At 69.1% G+C, this 14,144-nt stretch carries 13 protein-coding genes; 9 read left to right on the forward strand and 4 right to left on the reverse strand.

The features are described from left to right. Window position 1 precedes the first annotated feature (1 nt). Genes nuoI through nuoN form a run of 6 tightly spaced genes read left to right on the forward strand, consistent with a single transcriptional unit; the run spans window position 2 to window position 6,639 of the window. The gene (gene nuoI / locus ACQP2X_RS01340; protein ID WP_498693799.1) at window positions 2-595 is read left to right on the forward strand and encodes an NADH-quinone oxidoreductase subunit NuoI; all 594 of its coding nucleotides are present in this window, start codon (window positions 2-4) and stop codon (window positions 593-595) included. Then, window positions 595-1,338, forward strand: coding sequence for an NADH-quinone oxidoreductase subunit J (locus ACQP2X_RS01345; RefSeq protein ID WP_498693801.1), 744 nt, complete (start codon window positions 595-597; stop codon window positions 1,336-1,338). The genes nuoI and ACQP2X_RS01345 overlap by 1 nt, the downstream gene beginning before the upstream one ends. Further along, window positions 1,335-1,634, forward strand: a complete 300-nt coding sequence (gene nuoK / locus ACQP2X_RS01350; RefSeq protein ID WP_097327870.1) for an NADH-quinone oxidoreductase subunit NuoK — start codon at window positions 1,335-1,337, stop codon at window positions 1,632-1,634. Before ACQP2X_RS01345 ends, nuoK begins: the two co-directional genes overlap by 4 nt. 12 nt (window positions 1,635-1,646) lie before the next feature. After that, window positions 1,647-3,572 (forward strand): NADH-quinone oxidoreductase subunit L, encoded by a 1,926-nt coding sequence (gene nuoL, locus ACQP2X_RS01355; RefSeq protein WP_498693802.1) that lies wholly within the window; start codon window positions 1,647-1,649, stop codon window positions 3,570-3,572. After that, on the forward strand, window positions 3,569-5,104 hold the full coding sequence (locus ACQP2X_RS01360) for an NADH-quinone oxidoreductase subunit M (RefSeq protein ID WP_498693804.1): 1,536 nt from the start codon (window positions 3,569-3,571) through the stop codon (window positions 5,102-5,104). Before nuoL ends, ACQP2X_RS01360 begins: the two co-directional genes overlap by 4 nt. 2 nt (window positions 5,105-5,106) lie before the next feature. Next, entirely contained in the window at window positions 5,107-6,639 is a 1,533-nt protein-coding gene (gene nuoN / locus ACQP2X_RS01365; RefSeq protein ID WP_498693806.1) for an NADH-quinone oxidoreductase subunit NuoN, read from the forward strand. 19 nt (window positions 6,640-6,658) lie between these two features. On the opposite strand, the gene ACQP2X_RS01370 is transcribed toward nuoN, so the two are convergent. Further along, window positions 6,659-7,285: a hypothetical protein gene (locus ACQP2X_RS01370; protein WP_498693807.1), complete on the reverse strand. Its 627-nt coding sequence runs from the start codon at window positions 7,283-7,285 to the stop codon at window positions 6,659-6,661. Between ACQP2X_RS01370 and ACQP2X_RS01375 the strand changes: the two genes are divergently transcribed. Continuing rightward, entirely contained in the window at window positions 7,263-8,204 is a 942-nt protein-coding gene (locus ACQP2X_RS01375) for an alpha/beta fold hydrolase (protein WP_498693809.1), read from the forward strand. The genes ACQP2X_RS01370 and ACQP2X_RS01375 overlap by 23 nt on opposite strands. A 74-nt stretch (window positions 8,205-8,278) precedes the next feature. Here ACQP2X_RS01375 and ACQP2X_RS01380 read toward each other — a convergent pair whose 3' ends face one another. Continuing rightward, complete coding sequence (locus ACQP2X_RS01380; protein ID WP_498693811.1) at window positions 8,279-9,292, reverse strand: polyprenyl synthetase family protein; 1,014 nt, start codon at window positions 9,290-9,292, stop codon at window positions 8,279-8,281. A 985-nt stretch (window positions 9,293-10,277) separates the two neighbouring features. Next, window positions 10,278-11,426 carry an MFS transporter gene (locus tag ACQP2X_RS01385; protein WP_498693812.1) on the reverse strand — a complete coding sequence of 383 codons (1,149 nt, stop codon included), beginning with the start codon at window positions 11,424-11,426 and terminating at the stop codon, window positions 10,278-10,280. 152 nt (window positions 11,427-11,578) lie between these two features. On the opposite strand from ACQP2X_RS01385, the gene ACQP2X_RS01390 reads away from it, so the two are divergent. Both ACQP2X_RS01390 and ACQP2X_RS01395 read left to right on the forward strand, forming a co-directional pair. Beyond that, a complete protein-coding gene (locus ACQP2X_RS01390; protein ID WP_097327878.1) occupies window positions 11,579-12,373 on the forward strand; it encodes an IclR family transcriptional regulator in 795 nt (264 codons plus the stop codon). Window positions 12,374-12,510: 137 nt separating this feature from the next. Beyond that, window positions 12,511-13,182, forward strand: coding sequence for an anti-sigma factor family protein (locus ACQP2X_RS01395; protein WP_498693813.1), 672 nt, complete (start codon window positions 12,511-12,513; stop codon window positions 13,180-13,182). An 8-nt stretch (window positions 13,183-13,190) separates the two neighbouring features. On the opposite strand, the gene rarD is transcribed toward ACQP2X_RS01395, so the two are convergent. Then, window positions 13,191-14,129: an EamA family transporter RarD gene (gene rarD / locus ACQP2X_RS01400; protein ID WP_498693814.1), complete on the reverse strand. Its 939-nt coding sequence runs from the start codon at window positions 14,127-14,129 to the stop codon at window positions 13,191-13,193. Window positions 14,130-14,144 lie beyond the last annotated feature (15 nt).

The raw sequence follows: 14,144 nt of genomic DNA on the forward strand, positions 1-14,144 counted from the left end.
CGTGGGTACGTTCACCGGCTCCTTCAAGGGCTTCGGGGTGACCTTCGCGCACATGTTCCGCAAGGTCATCACGACCGACTACCCGTTCACGCCGCCGACGCCGGCCCCGCGCTATCACGGCCGGCACATCCTCAACCGGCATCCGGACGGCCTGGAGAAGTGCATCGGGTGCGAGCTCTGCGCCTGGGCCTGCCCGGCCGACGCGATCTACGTCGAGGGTGCCGACAACACCGACGAGCAGCGCTTCTCGCCCGGTGAGCGGTACGCGGGGATCTACCAGATCAACTACGCGCGGTGCATCTTCTGCGGTCTGTGCATCGAGGCCTGCCCGACCCGTTCGCTCACCATGAGCAACGAGTACGAGCTGGCCCGCGACAGCCGGCAGGATCTGATCTTCACGAAGAAGGAGCTGCTGGCCCCGCTGCTGGAGGGCATGGAGCAGCCGCCGCACCCGATGCGCCTGGGCGAGACCGACAAGGACTACTACGTCGGCGCTCTCACCAACCCGGGCACCTCGGTCGGCGCCGAGCGGGCCCCCTGGGCCACGAACGACGCCGAGGACGCGACGGGTGTCGCCTCCAAGGAGGCGGTGTGATGGACGCCGTCTCCACCGGCGAGGCCGTCGCCTTCTGGATCCTCGCCCCGATCGCGGTCATCGGCGCGCTCGGCATGGTGATCGCCCGCAACGCCGTGCACTCCGCCCTCTGGCTCGTGCTGACGATGCTCTGCCTGGGCGTCGTGTACGTGATCAACGCGGCGCCGTTCCTCGGCATGGTGCAGATCATCGTCTACACCGGCGCGATCATGATGCTCTTCCTGTTCGTGCTCATGCTGGTCGGCCGGGACGCCTCGGACTCGCTGATCGAGACGCTGCGCGGCCAGCGGGTCGCGGCGATCGTGCTCGGCGTCGGCTTCGCGATCCTGGTCGGCACCGGCCTGGCCCGGTCGCTGGGCGACACCCCCACGGTCGGCCTGACCGAGGCCAACGCCAACGGCAACGTGCAGGGCCTGGCGTCGCTGCTGTTCACCCGCTACGTCTTCGCCTTCGAGGTCACGTCGGCGCTGCTCATCACCGCGGCCGTGGGCGCCATGATCCTGGCCCACGTCGAGCGGGCCAAGGCGGACGTCGTCGACCAGCTGACCCGGATGAAGCAGCGCTTCCGTCCCGGCAACTACCCCGGGCCCAAGGCCGGGCCGGGCGTGTACGCCAACACCATGTCGGTGGCCGCGCCCGCCCGCCTGCCGGACGGCAACGGCGCCGAGCGGAGCATCTCCCCGATCCTGCCCCTCCGCGAGCTCACGGCGGACGAGGCGGCCCCGAAGGGAACAGAGAAGTGACACCTGATTACTACCTCGTTCTGGCGGCCATCCTCTTCACCATCGGCGCCTCCGGGGTGCTCGTCCGCCGCAACGCGATCGTGCTGTTCATGTGCATCGAGCTGATGCTCAACGCCGCGAACCTCGCCCTGGTCACCTTCAGCCGCATCAACGGCAGCCTCGACGGCCAGATCATCGCGTTCTTCGTGATGGTCGTCGCGGCGGCCGAGGTCGTGGTGGGTCTCGCGATCATCATGTCGATCTTCCGTACGAGGCGCTCCGCGAGCGTCGACGACGCGAACCTCCTCAAGTACTAAAGGGGCCTTCACGTGGAACACGCAGTGGAGTACGCCCCCGCGTCGGGGGTGCTGAGCGGAATCTGGCTGCTCGTGGCCATTCCGCTCGCCAGCGCGGCGATCCTGCTGCTGCTGGGCAAGCGGGCCGACAAGTGGGGGCACTGGCTCGGCGTTCTCGCCGTGGCCGCCTCGTTCGTGCTGGGCCTGATCTTCTTCATCAGCCTGGCCGACCTCGAAGAGGGACACCGCACGGCGCAACAGAGTCTCTGGGACTTCATCGCCGTCGGCAGCCTCCATGTCGACTTCGGACTGCTCTTCGATCCGCTGTCCGGTGTCTTCGTCCTGCTGATCACCGGCGTCGGCTCGCTCATCCACATCTACGCCGTCGGTTACATGGAGCACGACCCGGGCCGCCGGCGGTTCTTCGGCTACTTCAACCTGTTCGTCGCGGCGATGCTCCTGCTCGTCCTCGGCAACAACTACGTCATGCTCTACTTCGGCTGGGAGGGCGTCGGCCTGGCGTCGTACCTGCTGATCTCGTTCTGGTACACCCGGCCCTCGGCCGCCACCGCCGGCAAGAAGGCCTTCCTGATGAACCGGGTCGGCGACGCCGGCCTGGCCATCGGCATCTTCATGCTCTTCGCCTATCTGGGCACCACGCAGTACGACGAGGTGTTCAACAGCGTGGGCGGGCTGAGCGCGACCGTGACGCTGGTCCTCGGCATCCTGTTGCTGCTCGGCGCGGCCGGCAAGTCCGGTCAGTTCCCGCTCCAGGCCTGGTTGCCGGACGCGATGGAGGGCCCGACCCCGGTCTCGGCCCTCATCCACGCGGCCACGATGGTCACCGCTGGTGTCTACCTGATCGCCCGGTCCAACCCGATCTTCTCGGCCAACCAGACGCTCCAGGTGATCGTGGTCAGCGTCGGCGCCCTGACGCTGCTCATGGGCTGCATCATCGGCGCCGCCAAGGACGACATCAAGCGGGTGCTGGCCTGGTCGACGGTGAGCCAGATCGGATACATGTTCGTCGGCGTCGGGCTCGGCGGCGGGGCGTACGCCCTGGCCATCATCCACCTGCTGGCGCACGGCTTCTTCAAGGCCAACATGTTCCTCGGCGCCGGCTCGGTCATGCACGGCATGCATGACCAGGTCGACATCCGCCGCTTCGGCGGACTGCGCAAGTACATGAAGTGGACGTGGCTGACCTTCGCCACCGGCTGGCTGGCCATCATCGGCATCCCGCCGCTGTCCGGTTACTTCTCCAAGGAGCCGATCATCGCGGCCGCCTTCGAGCGCGGTGACTGGACGTCCTGGCTGTTCGGCCTGGCGGCGCTGCTCGGCGCGGGGCTGACCGCGTTCTACATGACACGGCTGTTCGTGCTCACGTTCCACGGGCCCGAGCGGTACACCGAGGACAACAAGCATCCGCACGAGTCGCCGTACATCATGACCGTGCCTTTGATGATTTTGGCTCTCGGCTCGATCGCCGCCGGTGGGCTGATGGTCTGGACCGACGTGCCGCACTGGCTCGAACCGGTGCTCGGCCCCGAGGTCGAGCACGAGGCGGTGCTGTCGCACAGCCTGATCACCGTGCTGAGCCTGGTCGTCACGGTGCTCGGGGCGGGCCTGGCCTGGGCGATGTTCCGCAACGGGACCGCGCTCGAGCCGCAGCCGGCCGGCGTGGTCGTCACCGCGGCCCGTCGCAACCTCTACACCGACGCGTTCAACGAGGCGGTGTTCGAGCGGCCCGGCATCTATCTCACGCGGGCGCTGGTCTTCCTCGACAACAAGGGCATCGACGGGCTGGTCAACGGGATCGCGGCCGGTGTCGGCGGCAGCTCCGGGCGCCTCCGGCGACTCCAGACCGGGTTCGTACGGTCGTACGCCCTCTCCATGCTCACCGGTGCCGTCCTCGTCGTCGGCGCCTTCCTCGCGATCCAGCTTGGGTGGTTGGCGTGAACGACTTTCCGTTTCTGTCCATCCTGACGCTGCTGCCGCTGGTCGGCGCGGTCGTCGTGGCCTGCATCCCCCGTGCGAAGGCCGAGCTGGCCAAGTGGGTGGCCCTGGGCTGGTCGATCGTGGTGCTCGCGCTGAGCATCGTCATGTGGATCGCCTTCCAGACCGGTGGCGACCGCTTCCAGTTCCGGGAGTCGTACGCCTGGATCCCGTCCTGGGACGCCCGGTTCACCTTCGCCGCCGACGGCATCGCGCTGGTCATGCTGATGCTGATCGCGGTGCTGTTCCCGATCGTCATCCTGGCGTCGTGGCGCGACGTCGACCAGAGCAAGCGCTCCGTGCCGACGTACTTCGCGCTGCTGCTGGCCTTCGAGTTCACGATGATCGGCGTCTTCGCGGCCGCCGACATCTTCCTGTTCTACGTGTTCTTCGAGGTCATGCTGATCCCGATGTACTTCATCATCGGCTCGTTCGGCGGACCCCGCCGGCAGTACGCCGCGGTGAAGTTCTTCCTCTACAGCCTCGTCGGCGGCCTGTTCATGCTGGCCGCGGTGATCGGGCTGTGGGTGGTCGGCGGGCACACGTTCGACTTCGGCAAGCTCTCCGAGGCGGCCGTGTCGATCGACCAGAACACCGCCCGCTGGCTGTTCCTCGGCTTCTTCGTCGCCTTCGCGATCAAGGCGCCGTTCTTCCCGTTCCACACCTGGCTGCCGGACGCCGGTGGCGCCGCCCCGGCCGGCGCGGCCGCGCTGCTCGTCGGCGTGATGGACAAGGTCGGCACCTTCGGCATCCTGCGCTACTGCCTGCCGCTGTTCCCGGAGGCCTCCCGCTGGTTCGCGCCGGCGGCCCTGGTCCTCGCGGTCATCGGCATCATCTACGCCGCGCTGCTGGCGGTGGGGCAGAACGACCTGAAGCGCCTGGTGTCGTACACGTCGATCGCGCACTTCGGCTTCATCGGCATCGGCATCTTCGCCTTCACCACGCAGGGCGGGACCGGCTCGGTCCTCTACATGGTCAACCACGGCCTGGCCACCGGCCTGCTCTTCATCGTGGTCGGCATGTTCGTCGCCCGCCGCGGATCGAACCTGGTCAGCGACTTCGGCGGGGCCGGCAAGATGGTCCCGGTGCTGGCCGGCGTGCTGTTCTTCGCCGGCCTGGCCTCGCTGGCCCTGCCCGGCACGGCCCCGTTCATCAGCGAGTTCCTGGTGCTGATCGGCACGTTCACGGTGCACAAGACGTACGCCGTGATTGCCACCGCCGGCATCATCCTGGCCGCCGCGTACGTGCTCTGGATGATCCAGCGGACCACCCAGGGCACGCTCAACCCGGTCCTGCCCACGGTGCCGGCCATGCGCCGCGACATCACGCTGCGGGAAAAGGTCGTGGTGGCCCCGCTCATCCTGCTGATCATCCTGCTCGGCTTCTATCCGAAGCCGGTCACCGATGTGATCAACCCGGCCGTGCAGGCGACCATGCAGGACGTCGGTGTGCAGGACCCGACACCGGTCGTCGCGAATGAAAGGGTGGCGCGCTAGCCATGGGAGACCTGAAACTGCCCGCCATCGACTACGGCGCGCTCCTGCCGATGTTGATCCTGTTCGGTGTCGCCTGCGTCGGCATCGTCGTCGAGGTGACGGCGCCGCGCCGGGTGCGCAACACCGTCCAGCTCAGCCTGGCCGCCCTCGGCGTCATCGCGGCCTTCGTCGCGGTGATCTTCCAGCACAGCACCCGCACGATCACCATCGGCGGCGCGGTCGCGGTCGACGGCCCGACCCTGTTCCTCCAGGGCGCGCTGCTCGTGCTCGGCCTGGTCTCGCTCATGCTGATCGGCGACCGCTCGCTGGAGCGCGGCGGCCCGTTCGTCTCCCAGGCGGCCATCACGGTCGGCTCGCAGAAGGACGTCAAGCAGGCCGGCGACCAGCCCGGCCTCACCGAGGTCTACCCGCTGACCGTGTTCGCGCTCGGCGGCATGCTGCTGTTCGTGGCGGCCAACGACCTGCTCACCATGTTCGTGGCGCTCGAGGTCTTCTCGCTGCCGCTCTACCTGCTGTGCGCGCTCGCCCGCCGGCGGCGCCTGCTCAGCCAGGAGGCCGCGCTGAAGTACTTCCTGCTCGGGTCGTACGCCTCGGCGTTCTTCCTGTTCGGCGTGGCGCTCATCTACGGCTTCGCCGGCGGCATCAGCCTCGCCCAGGTCCACCAGGCGGTGAGCAACCCCCAGCAGAGCCAGATCCTTTTGTACGGGGGTCTCGCGCTCCTGGCGATCGGACTGCTCTTCAAGGCGGCGCTGGCGCCGTTCCACGTGTGGACGCCCGACGTCTACCAGGGCGCGCCCACCCCGATCACGGCGCTCATGGCGGCCTGCACCAAGGTGGCCGCGTTCGGCGCCCTGCTGCGGATCCTGTACGTGGCGTTCGACGGCGTCCGCTGGGACTTCCAGCCGGTGCTGGGCACGGTCGCGGTCCTGACCATGCTGGTCGGGGCGGTCCTGGCGGTCACGCAGACCGACATGAAGCGGCTGCTGGCCTACTCGTCGATCGCCAACGCCGGATATCTGCTGGTGGGCGTGCTGGCCCTGAACGAGGAGGGCCTCAGCAGCACGATGTTCTATCTGGTGGCGTACGGCTTCACGGTCCTCGCCGCCTTCGGCATCGTGACACTGGTCCGCGACGCCGACGGTGAGGCGACCCACCTGTCCCGCTGGGCGGGTCTGGGCCGCAAGAGCCCGCTGTTCGCGGCGGTCTTCACCTTCATCCTGCTGGCCTTCGCCGGCATCCCGCTGACCAGCGGCTTCACCAGCAAGTTCGCGGTCTTCGGGGCGGCCATCGAGGGCGGGCAGACCTGGCTGGTCATCGTGGGCGTGCTGACCAGCATGCTGCTGGCCTTCCCGTATCTGCGGGTGGTCGTCCTGCTGTGGCTCTCCGAGCCCGGCGAGTCGACCCCGACGGTGTCCATCCCCGGATTCCTGACCTCGGCGGCCCTGGCCATCGGGGTGATCGCGACGCTGGCGCTGGGCGTCGTGCCGGCCCCGCTGATCGACCTGACCCGCGACGCGGCCCAGTTCGTCCGCTGACGGGCGGCCCGGCGCCTCGCTAGTTCAGGAGGCGCTGGGCCCAGGTCGCCCGGCCGTGATCGTTCACCTGCACCAGGGCGACGGTCAGATCCTCGGCCCGGGCCGGCGCCGGGGCGCTCGGAATCCGGCTCCCCAGATCGACGTCGCCGGGCAGCAGAACCGCGGCGAAGGTGGCCTCACCCGGATCGAGCGAATAGATCGCCACGGCGTCGGTGGAAATGTAACCCGCTCCCGGATCGTGCACGCCCGCCGCCCCGGCCAGCCACGGATAGCGCTCGGCGGCGTCCCACAGAGCGCCGGTCGAGCCGAGACCCAGCTCGTCGTCGGACGTGACCTTCGGAATGAGCATGGCCGGCGGGCGATGGCTGCGGTTGTGCAGGACCATCACGTAGAGGGCGCCCTCGGGCCGCTGCGGGCGCAGCCAGGACACCCGGCCCAGGAAGACCTGCTGGCCCTCGGCGAGCCGCGGGATGATGTTGGGGCTCAGAGCGGACTCGGCGGTAGCCTCGTCGACCAGCCGCAGATCGGCCCGGGCGGCCAGGTCGCCGGCCGAATAGGGTGCGCGGCCCGTCCACCAGCGGGATCCCTCGACAGCGGCCACGACGATCAGCAGAATCCCGAGAATGACGGCAGCCCACTTACGCACGCGGGGAGTGAACCACAACCTGTCGAACGGCGTCTCGCTGTTCGTGAGGCGGTTCGGCGACCCGGGCCGGCCGATGCTCGTGGTCATCCACGGCGGGCCGACGTGGGATCACAGCTATCTGCTCCCGGCGGTCGCGGAGCTCAGCGATGTGGCACATGTCGTGATGTTCGACCTGAGGGGGTGCGGGCGCAGCAGCCGTACGCCTGAGCTGCCCGTCGCGGCGCTCCAGCCGGATCTGCTGGCCGACGACGTGGCGGCGCTGGTCCGGCATTTGGGGGCCTCGCGGGCGGACGTGCTCGGCTTCTCGTACGGGGGCATGGTGGCGATGCGGGTCGTCGATCAGCATCCGGAGATGGTGCGGTCGGTGATCCTGGCTTCCACTACGGCCTACCGGGACTTCGAGGCGCCGGCGGACTATGACGAAAGGCGCCGGATGTGTCCCGAGGTCTCGTTCAGCGATCCGGCGCTGAGCGGCCCGGAGGCGCCGGACGGGGCGCTGAGCCGGGCCATGGCGGTCGCCGACGCGCCGATGGCCATCTGGCGGCTGGACCGGCTGGCCGAGTGGCATAAGGTGCTCGACCGGGTGCGATTCTCCAGCGACTGGAACGAGCCGTGGACGGCGGGAAAGCTCCGCCCGGCCGCCCCGGACGACGCGCCACGCGTGCTGCGCGAGTGGGGCGGCCCAGCATTGCTGCTCCAAGGCGTGCACGACATGGGCTTCCCGGTTGCGGTGGCGCGGCGCTTGCACGCCGAGCTGCCCAACAGCACGCTCGCCGAGATCCCCGAGGCCGCGCACATGGCGCATTTCGACAACCCCGAGGCGTGGCTGGGCGCAGTGCGGGCTTTTCTGAACGCTCAGTCGTCCGCTAGGGGCCCGCTGCTCGGCCTCGCTTGCTCGCGGTCGGCTCCGGCGCGCTGAGCGGTAGGCGCGGCCGGCTCAGTCGCGCTCAGCTCAGTCGCGGTCAGCTCGGGCGCGCCAGGCTTGGGGCGCGGTCAGCTTGTGCGGTCGGCGATGAAGTCGCAGAGGGCTTCCATGGCGCGCTTGGCGTCGCCGGCCGGGAGCGGGGCCAGCTGGGCGCGGGCCTCCTCCGCGTAGGTGCGGACCGTCTCGCGGGCCTTCTTCATGGCGGCGGACTCGCGCAGCAGGGTGAGAGCCTCGGCGTGGAGCGCGTCGTCGGTGATCGGGCCGCTGGCCAGGAGCTCGCGGAGACGTACGGCCGAAGCGTCTGTGTCGTCGCCGGCCAAGGCGTAGAGCACGGGCAGGGTCGGCACGCCCTCACGCAGGTCGGTGCCCGGCGTCTTGCCCGACTGCACCGACTCGGAGGCGATGTCGAGCAGGTCGTCGGAGAGCTGGAAGGCGATGCCGATCGTCTCGCCGTAGCCGGCGAGCGCCTCGACCGACGTGGCCGGCGCGCCCGAGAAGAGGCCGCCGAAGCGGGCCGACGTGGCGATCAGGGAGGCCGTCTTCTCCGTGATGACATGCAGATAGTGCTCGATCGGGTCGCTACCGCGAGGCCCGACCGTCTCGGCGATCTGCCCGTGCACCAGCCGCGCGAAGGTGCGAGCCTGCAGGTGAACGGCCTCCGGCCCGAGCGTGGCGGCCAGGTCGGCGGCCTGCGCGAACAGGTAGTCACCGACGAGAATGGCCACCGAGTTGCCCCAGCGCGCGTTGGCGCTGGGCGCCCCGCGCCGCACGGGCGCCTCATCCATGACGTCGTCGTGGTAGAGCGTCGCCAGGTGGGTCAGCTCGACCACGTTGGCCGCCGCGACGATCTCGCGCGCCTGCGGATCTCCGAACTGCGCCCCCAGCGCCACGAGCAGCGGCCGGAACCGCTTCCCGCCCGCGTCGGCGAGATGCCGCGCGGCCTCGGCCACCAGCGGATCGGCGCTGGCCACGTTGGCCCGAAGCTCCTCCTCCACAGCAGCCAGAGTCGCCGTCACCGACGCATCGACCCTCGGATCGACGTCGAGGCCGAGCGACGACAGCGCCATGTCGGAAGGCGTCATATCCCCGGTGCTCACCACGCTTTCACGATGCCACATGCTCCCGACCCCCACGGCCCCAGGGGTCACAGCAGCAAGATCAAAATCAAGATCTGGCACACGTACGCCACCAAGCCCGAACCCACCCCCGCCTCCCACCCTCGACGCTTCGCCCATCGCAGCCCATAGCCGGTCCGACCAGCCCCAACATCCCGCCCCAAACCCCACCAAAGCCCTTCCCGGAGACTCCCGACCGCGCCTACACCGATGCCGCGCGCGGGGCCGCTTGATTGCCTGACCGCCCCCACATCGATGCCGCGCGGGTCCGCTTCATTTGCCTGACCGCACGCACCGTTGCCGCGGGGGGCGCTTCATTTGCCCTGACCGCGCGCACCGTTGCCGCGGGGGCCGCTTCATCTACCTGACCGCGCGCACATCGTTGCCGAGGGGGCCGCTTCATTTGCCTGACCGCGCGCACCGATGCCACGCGGGGCCGCTTCAATGCCCTGACCGCGCCCGCCACGTTGCCGCGCGCGGCCGCTTCAATGGCCTGACTGTGCCCGCCACGTTGCCGCGCGGGACCGCCTCAAGTTCCCTGGCCAGGCCGAGCCTCTGCGGTTTCCCTGGAGCGACTGCGTACGAGTTCCTGGCCGCGTCCGCGTCGAGGTTCCCGGCCGCGCTCTGAAGAAGTGGCGCGATTGGGCGTGTCGTCCGAGCGGAGCCGCCCGATATGTCGGCTGTCGGGAGCGGTGGGGTTTGCTCTGGCGGGCTGAGCGCAACCACTCACTCAGGTCGCCCGGGTGCGGTGAGCGTTCTGGGCGCGCAGCGCCCTGCTCACCGCGGCCGGGCCCTCGGCGGGAGCAGCGATTCGTACGCCCCGCTCAGATGCGACATCGTTTTTACCGGTTTTGACGGATGGCGATCGAGCGCTCATCAGTAATCGAGGGCGAGCTCAGGCGTAACTCGCTGTCGTCGCAGGGCTGATTACGAGACGTGGCGACGCTTGATTTCAGATGGTGTGACGGCGCAGGAGATTGCTGCCCAGGAGCATCATTCCGGCCGCCGTCAGCATGGCTGCGGCGGCGACCGACCACATCACGGGGTAACTCGCTGTCGATGCCACAGTGCCCAGGCCGAGTGGGCCGACGCAGCCGCCGGCATAGACGCCGGTTTGGGTGATTGACGTGGCGGCGGCGGGGGCCTGCGGGTGGAGCCGGACCACCGCGAAATTCATCAGGCCGGGCCAGCACCAACCGAGGCCGAAGCCGAGCACCACGCCAGCGATCAACGGGAGCGTGCCGGGGACGGCCAGCAGGGCCAGGCCCGCGGCGCCGCAGACCAGGAGGCCGGCGATCACGCCGACCTGGTTGTCGGGGCGGCGGTCGGCCAGCCAGCCGCCGAGGATGCGGGCCGCGACGCACACGGCGCTACCCAGCGTGAGGGCCAAGCCGGCCGGTCCAGGAGCGATGCCGCGGGCTACGGCCGAATCGACGAGGAACGTTCCCAGGGCGTTGGCGGCGCCGGAAGCGAGCGTGGCGCCGAGACCGACGACGATCAGGGCGCCGGTGGCCCGCTTGGCCGGGGTTGATGTGGACGTATTGGCGGATGGTGAATCGCTCGGCACGAGCCGGAGAGCGGCCAGCGCCAGGACCGCAGCCAGCACAAATGCCCACCGCCAGCCGATCGTCAGGGCCACGATGGGCACGGACGCGCCGGCTAACAGCGTGCTGATCGGGATGGCGGCCTGCTTCACCCCGAACGACAGAGCCTGCCGGCGGGCCGGCACGTGCCGGGACAGGCTCGTGTTGCTGGCCAGTTGACCCATCGCGTTGGCGGCGGCGCCGAAAACCAGGATGGCGATCAGGCTCCACAGTGCATTCGCGAAGATCGCTACGCCCAGCAACGAGGCCGAGGCGAGGGTGATTCCGGCGCGTGACACCGGGGCGGCGCCGTAGCGTTCGACGAGGGCGCCCGCCGGCACCGAGGCGAGGGCGCTGGCTCCGAAATAGGCCGAGACGGCGAGGCCGAGTCCGGCCGGGGAGAAGCCGAGCTCGTCGCCGATCTGCACGGCCAGACCGCCCACCAGAAAGACCGGAACGCTCACCGCGATCGTGGTGGTCAGCGCGCCGGCGACGGCCCGGGACGGTGAAACGATCATCAATCGGAGGCTATGACAACCGGGCGCTATCGAGCGCGCTGAGTGCTAATGACCACACGGCTCGTGTAAATCGATCGTGATCCACATGCTTTTGGCATTCCCCCGGGGGAAGATTATTCATATGGTGTAAGTCCCTGGCGTCGGAGGTAGCTGTGCGCGACCCCCTGGCGGAGCCGTCCGATCTGATCCGGAGCGTGTCACGCGCCCTGCGCGTTCTCGAGTCGGTAGGTCGAGCCCCGCGCGGACTCACCGTGAAGCAGATAGCGCGACGGTGCGAGTTGACCGTCGCGACGACGTATCACCTTGTGCGCACTCTGGCCTACGAGGGCTACGTGATCCGCCGTGAGGACGGCACGTACATCGTGGGACTGGAGATCGCCGACCGTTATCGGGAGCTCGTCTCCGCGTTCCGTGGGCCGCCCGCCGTCGGCGAGGCGTTGCGGCGTGCGGCTCTGGACAGCGGATACAGCCACTATCTCGGCCGCTTCGTGGGCGGTCGCATAGCGGTGACCGCCTCGGCCGAGGGTGCCCGGTCGCCGTTCATCGACGACATGACGCCGGGCTTCGACGAGGGCGGCCACGCGACCGCGCTCGGCAAGGCGCTGCTGGCCACGCTCACGCCCGACCAGCGCGCCCGTTATCTGCGTGATTACGGCATGCGTGCGTTCACCCCGGCCACACTGACCACACCCGAGGCGCTCGAGGCCGATCTGGCCGCGGGTGAGCGGCGTGGCATGCAGCTCGAAATGGGACAGTTCCGGCAGGGGCTGGCGTGTGCGGCGGTGCTGGTCATCGCCGACCGCGACATCGAACGGCGGCTCGTGCTCTCCTGCGCGCTGCCGGCCGCCGAGATGCTCACTTCCGCCCGGGTTGTCCGGGCCAAGCTCACCGCGGCTGCCCGAAATGTCGCCGAAGCACTCTCCGCGGGCGAGTCCGCCACCGCCTGACAAGGGAACCTAAGACTCCGTTGAACTCCACGTTCGTCCCTCTCGTAAGACAGGGTGCAAGCGGGAGATCAGCGGAGGGTGGTGACGGGGTGCGCTGTGAGCATGAGCACGATGACGGGGCGTATGTACTGGGTGCCTTGTCGCCGGCCGAGCGGGCCGCCTACGAGCAGCACCTGGCGACGTGCTCGTTCTGTCGTGAGGCGGTGGCCGATCTGTCGGCCATGCCCGATCTGCTCGCTCGCCTCGACGCCAAGGAGTTCGCCAAGCTCCTCGATCCCACGCTCACCGGCGGCACGAGCCACCCCGGAGCGTCGCTTCGCGACTGGGCCACGTCGGAGTGGGCCACGTTGGCACCTTCCGCTAAGCGTCGCAAAAAGGACAAGGGCGTTCGTGTACGCCTTCTGAGCACCGCCGCTGCGGCGGTCTTCGTGGTGCTCGTCGGCGCGGGCCTGTTCCTCTGGACGCGGGACACGGCGGCCCCGGCCGCGCCTCCGCCCGGCCCGGCGGTCGCCATGACGGCGGTTGACGGCGCCTCGCCGATCAAGGCGACGCTGCGGCTGACCAGCACGCCCGGCGGCACCAAAGTGGACATGGTCTGCAACTACAGCGCGGCCGCGAGTCGCCCGTACACCTTTCGCCTGATCGCCTACGGCCCGGACGAGCAGAAGGAGCAGGTCGGCTCCTGGCAGGCCGAGCCGGGCTCGCAGTTCACGATGCCCGGAGCCACGCATTTCGGGCCGGGCAGCCTTTCGCGGCTTGAACTGGTGCAGTACGACGGAAAGGTGCTCCTGGCCTACGACGTCCCCTGACCCTGAGGTCAGCGGGGTGGCAGGGTGGCGATCGGCTCGGCAGTGGCGGCTGCTGGGCCGATCGCCGTCCTCTCTCGCCTCGTCCTGGTCAGCGCGTCCACGGTGAAGATGATCAGTGCCACCCAGACCAGCGCGAATCCGGCGAGGCGGGCCGGCGGCATCGGCTCGTGATAGATGAGCAGGCCGCAGGCGAGCTGGAGGATCGGCGCGACGTACTGCAGGATCCCGATGCCGACCATCGGCACCCGGTTCGCCGCCCCGGCGAAAAGCAGCAGGGGTACGGCGGTGGCCAGCCCCGAGAGGATCATCAGCACGGTGTGCGTGGCCGACACGTGCCCGAATTGCGCGTCTCCACCGATGTTGAGCCAGGCCAGGAAGATCAGCGCGGGCACGGCGAGCACCGACGACTCGACGAACAGACCTTCGGCCGGCGGCAGCGACATGCGCTTCTTGACCAGGCTGTACGTCCCGAAGCTGGCCGCCAGGAGCAGGGCGATGTACGGCAGTCGGCCGTAGTCGATGGTGAGCACGGCGACCGCGACCGCACCGACGCCGACGGCGATCCACTGCCACCGCCGCAGCCGCTCGCCCTGGACGGTGACGCCGAGAAGCACCACGACCAGCGGCGTGATGAAGTAGCCGAGGGCGGTCTCGACGACCCGGTCGGTGTTCACGCCGTAGATGTAGGTCGCCCAGTTCACCCCGATCAGCACAGCGGCGATCGAGATGCCGCCGAGCAGCTTCGGCGTGCGCAGCAGCCGGCCGAGGAACCGCCAGTTCCGCAGCGCGGCGAGCAGCATGGTCACGAAGACGACCGACCACACGACGCGATGGGCAAGAATCTCCAGCGCCGACGACGGCTGAAGATGCTTGAAGTAGATCGGGAAAAATCCCCACATCACGTACGCCGCGAGGCCGTAGAGATATCCGCGCCGCTCGTCGCTCATGACCCCACCGTAAGG

Origin of the sequence: Actinoplanes sp. CA-131856, assembly GCF_050956135.1 — a bacterium.
Lineage (GTDB): Bacteria > Actinomycetota > Actinomycetes > Mycobacteriales > Micromonosporaceae > Actinoplanes.